3 protein-coding genes are annotated in these 4701 nt (G+C 37.7%); all 3 read left to right on the top strand.

From position 1 onward, the window contains the following. Nucleotides 1-1016: virulence RhuM family protein (locus B2X33_RS00295; protein WP_349675700.1), on the top strand; the 1016-nt coding region annotated here is incomplete at its 5' end. A gap of 127 nt (nucleotides 1017-1143) precedes the next feature. Continuing rightward, nucleotides 1144-2223: a metallophosphoesterase family protein gene (locus B2X33_RS00290; protein ID WP_296666595.1), complete on the top strand. Its 1080-nt coding sequence runs from the start codon at nucleotides 1144-1146 to the stop codon at nucleotides 2221-2223. 2 nt (nucleotides 2224-2225) lie between these two features. After that, on the top strand, nucleotides 2226-4701 hold a 2476-nt coding region (locus B2X33_RS00285; protein ID WP_296666593.1), incomplete at its 3' end, for an AAA family ATPase.

Genomic DNA, 4701 nt, shown 5'->3' with positions numbered 1-4701 from the left:
AACAAATCATGCAAAATGAACTTATAATTTACAAGACAGATGACGGAAAAGCCGATGTCAGGCTCTATTCAAAGGATGGTGTTGTCTGGATGAACCAGCAGCAGATGGCTTTGCTTTTTGACACCTCTAAGCCGAATATCAGTATGCATATTGCTAATGTCTTGCAGGAAAAGGAATTAGACGAGAAATCAGTTGTTAAGGATTTCTTAACAACTGCCTCGGACGGCAAGAATTACAATGTTACTTATTATGCGCTTCCTATGGTGATTGCGGTTGGTTTCCGTGTGAGAAGTATTCGTGGAACTCAGTTCCGCCGCTGGGCAAACGAAAATCTTTCTGAATACCTTGCAAAGGGATTTGTTCTTGATGATGAGCGGCTGAAAAATCCTGACGGCAGGCCTGATTATTTTGATGAGCTACTTGAGCGAATCCGGGACATCCGCGCGAGCGAAAAGCGTTTCTATCAGAAGCTCCGAGATTTGTTTTCTCTTTGTTCAGATTATGACGCGATTGATAAAGCCACCCAGATGTTTTTTGCTGAAATCCAGAACAAGCTGATTTTTGCTGTCACAAAAATGACTGCGCCTGAGCTGATTCTAAGCCGGGCCGACAGCTCAAAGCCAAATATGAACCTTACAAGCTGGAAGGGAAAAATCGTCCGCAAGCAGGATATTTATGCAAGCAAGAATTATCTTACGCATGATGAGCTGGATTCGCTTAACCGTATTGTGACAATTTTCTTGGAAAGCGCGGAATTGATTGTAAAAATGCGAAAAGATTTGACAATGCAATTTTGGAAAGAAAATGCGGACAAAATTATTACCGGTCATTATCTGCCGCTTTTGCATGATAAAGGCTCTATAAACAGAAAACTGGCAGACAAAAAAGTCGAGGAGATTTATCTGGAGTTTGACAGGCGACGAAAAAATTTTGAGGCAAAAGAGGCTGACAGGCAGGATGAAGAAGAGATGAAAATGCTGGATGAAGCCGAAAAATTATTAAAAAACAGAAAATAGACATTCACAAGCTAATAACGAAGTATGAGTGAGAGTTAGAAATCTGGAAAATCTATAAAATCCGTTTATTTCATGCTATAATTGTAAAATAAAAAGAAAGTTTCAAAATTCAGGAGTCTATCAACTGATGAAAATTATACATTGTGCTGACATTCACGCTGATTCTAAAATGGGAACGCATTTTTCAAAGGAGAATGCGGAACTCCGGCGGAATGAGATTGTCGATTCTTTTGCGAAAATGGTTGAGTTTGCAAGGGAAAACGGTGTAAAAGCGATAATTATTGCCGGCGACCTGTTTGACACAAAGGAAAACCAGCAGAAAAAAATAAAGCAGCGGATTTTTTATATCATTGAGCAGAATCCTGGAATTGATTTTTTGTATCTTCGGGGAAACCATGACGAGAATGTTGATTTTTTTGAAGAAAAACTGGTTCCGAATTTAAAGCGTTTTTCAAAATCAAAATGGCAAAAACATTCGTATGAAAATGTTGATATTTACGGTCGCGAATTTTCCTCGTCAATTCCGTTGGCGGCTTACAGCGAGCTGAATCCTGATCCTTCCCGAGTGAATATCGTTGTCTTGCATGGACAGATTGCCGAGTACAAGCCAAAGAATGACGCTCCGGAAATTTCCTTGCCAAAACTGACGAATAAAAACATTGACTACATTGCTTTGGGGCACATCCACGATTTTAAGATTGAAAAACTTGATAACCGCTGTTCCTGGTGCTATTCGGGCTGTCTTGAAGGGCGCGGCTTTGACGAGTGTGGAAAAAAGGGATTTGTTCTTCTGGATATTGAAAATAATAAAGTTGAGGCAAAATTTGTTCCGGTTTCAAAAAGAATTGTTCATGAAATTCCTGTGAAACTTTCTGGAGTTCTGGATTTTTCAGATATTATGCAAAAAATAACGGATTCTCTTGCTGGAATTTCTTCCAAAGATATTGTTCAGGTTGATTTGACAGGCGAGCTTTCTGAGGAAACTGAAATTGAGCCGGAATCTTACCAGTCGGCATTGGCTTCGGACTATTTTTATGTGCGTGTAAAAGATAAAACTGAAACAAAAATCGATTTCACAAAATATGAAAAAGATGTTTCGCTAAAAGGTGAATTTATCCGTCTTGTAAAAAATCAGCAGAATCTTTCTGAAGAGCAAAAAATCAAGATTATTATGACCGGCATAAAAGCGTTGGCGGGGAGACTTTAGCAATGGAAATTGTAAAAATTCACATAAATAATTTTGGAAAATTCCACAATGTTGATATAGATTTGAAAAAAGGCGTAAATTCTTTTGTCTATGAAAACGGCTGGGGAAAAACGACTCTTTCAGTTTTTATAAAAGCAATGTTTTACGGAATGGAACACACAGCCTCAAAAGACGTTGAAAAAAATGAAAAGCTGAAATATTTTCCGTGGCAGGGCGGAGTTTACGGCGGAAGCATGATATTTTGCCACAACGGCAAAGAATATTTAGTGAACAGAACTTTTGGCTCAAAAAAAAATGAGGATACATTTGAGCTGCGCGATTTAAAAACGAATAAACCTTCTTTTGATTTTTCGGAAGATTTGGGAACTGAAATTTTTGGAATCAACCGGGATTCTTATGCGCGGAGCGTTTTTGTAACGTTAAAAGATTCTCCGGTCGGCTCGGCGGACATCACCGCAAAGCTGAACAATCTTGTTGAAAGCGGCGATATTTCTAATTTTGAGGAAGCGGCGGCAATTCTTGAAAAAAAATCGAAGGAGCTGCAAGGAAGAAACAAGGGAACAGGCGAGATTCCGGCTATCCAGCAAAAAATTGACGCAAATAGAAATTATATAGAAGAAATTGATTCAAAATTGAAAGAAAACGCAGCTTATGAAGAAAAAGTTTCTGGGATTCAAAAAGAAATTCTTGAGCTGAAAAAACAGCAGGAATCTGTTGCGGAGCAAATTTCTATTTGGGCAAAATTTGAAGGCAAAACAAGATACGAGCAGCTTAAAAATGACCTAAAAAAATCCGAAAATGAAAAGAAATCTCTCTGCGATTTTTTTAACGGGCAAATTCCAACGGAAGAAACTGTAAAAAAAATCGATTCAATTTCAAACAATTATACAACGATTGAGTCGAACATAAAAAATCAGTCTGCAAGCCAAACTGAAAAAGATTTCTATGAAACCTTGAAAAATTATTTTGCCGGCGATATTCCTTCAAAGTCTCAGATTGAGGAATGTCTAAAAACTGACAATGAATACAAAAATTTTAAGCAGTCTGAAAGCGCAAAAAAACTTACGGAGCCGGAATATTCGGAATTTAGTTCTTTGAGCCAAAAATACAAAAATTCAGATGTTTCAAAGGAAAAAATCGACGGCTGTATTTCTGACATTTCAAAAGTTCAGCAGGAAAAAAATCAAATAAACGAGCTAAAGAATGAGCTTTTTGAAAAAGAAAATGCGTTGAACACGCTTTTGCAGCAAAAACAGAAAAATCCGAAAAAAATTGTGTTTGCAACACTTGGATTTTTTGGCTTGGCGGCTGGAATTTTTGGATTTGTCTTGAACAACATAATTCTTGGGCTTTCTGGAGTTGTGGTTTTTATTCTTTTTATGATTCTGGCGATTGTTATAAAAGGGAAAAGACAGGATTTTTCGGAAATTGAACAGAAAATTTCTAGCCTTAAAAAAGAAATTGCAGAGAAACAGAGCCACGCGGAAAATCTGGAGGTATCGTACAAAAATTTCATCAAGAAATATTCTGAAAACGACTCTTCAGAAATTGGCGCGCTCACAAAAATCAGCACGGAATTCAGCGATTATTCAAGGCTTTTGCAAAAAGAAAACGAATACAAAAAGTGGCTGAACTCGCAGAAAATCACGCCGGAAGAATATGAGACAAAAATCCGGGCTTTTACAAAACGCTACTGCAAGACGGAAAATATTTCTTCTGTGCCTGCGGATATTCAGATTTTGAACGAAAAACTTGCGAAACTTGAAGAGCTTAAAAAGAAAATCAACGCCGATTCTGAAAATTTAAGAATTCAAAGCGAAGAAAAAAGCAAACTTGAAGCGATTCTTTCTCAATACAAGACTGAAAAAACTTTAAGCTATGCAAATCAGGTTCTTGAGATTCACGGAAAACTTACGGAAATAAAAAACGTTGAGAGTCAGATTCTTTCCGAAAAAAAGAAAATTGAGGAGTTTGAAAACGACCCGAACAACAAAATTGAGTCTTTTGAAAATCTTACAAAGCCGGAAAAACCGGTTGACGTCCTGCAGAATGAACTTTCAGCTGTGTCTGAAGAACTTTCTTCTAAAAACAAGATTCTGTCAGACTATCAGAAAATAATCAGCGATAATCTTGCCGACACCGAAAAAAAAGACGACGTTGAAACTGAAATCGAGCGGCTTACGCTTGAAAAACGCGAAAAATCCGCCGAATACGAAATTTTTTCAAAAACTCTGGAACTGCTCCAAAAAGCCAAGGAAAATCTTGACGAGAATTACAGCGACCCGATGAAAAAAGGATTTGAAAAATACGTAAAAATGCTCGGCTCTTCTGTAAACCTGATTATAAACACAGATTTGGAAGTTTTGCTTGATGACAACGGCAAGACGCACAAAAGCAATTTTCTTAGCGACGGCTACAAGGACATGGTGAATTTTTGCTCCCGTATGGCGCTTGTGGACGCGCTTTTTGAAAATATCA

This window comes from Treponema sp. UBA785 (genome assembly GCF_002297065.1).
GTDB lineage: Bacteria > Spirochaetota > Spirochaetia > Treponematales > Treponemataceae > Treponema_D.
This window is presented reverse-complemented; position numbering and strand designations above follow the sequence as displayed.

Excerpts from the sequence above, each read along its gene's own strand:
- B2X33_RS00290 (WP_296666595.1), top strand. The coding sequence starts at position 1,144 with ATGAAAATTATACATTGTGCTGACATTCACGCTGATTCTAAAATGGGA.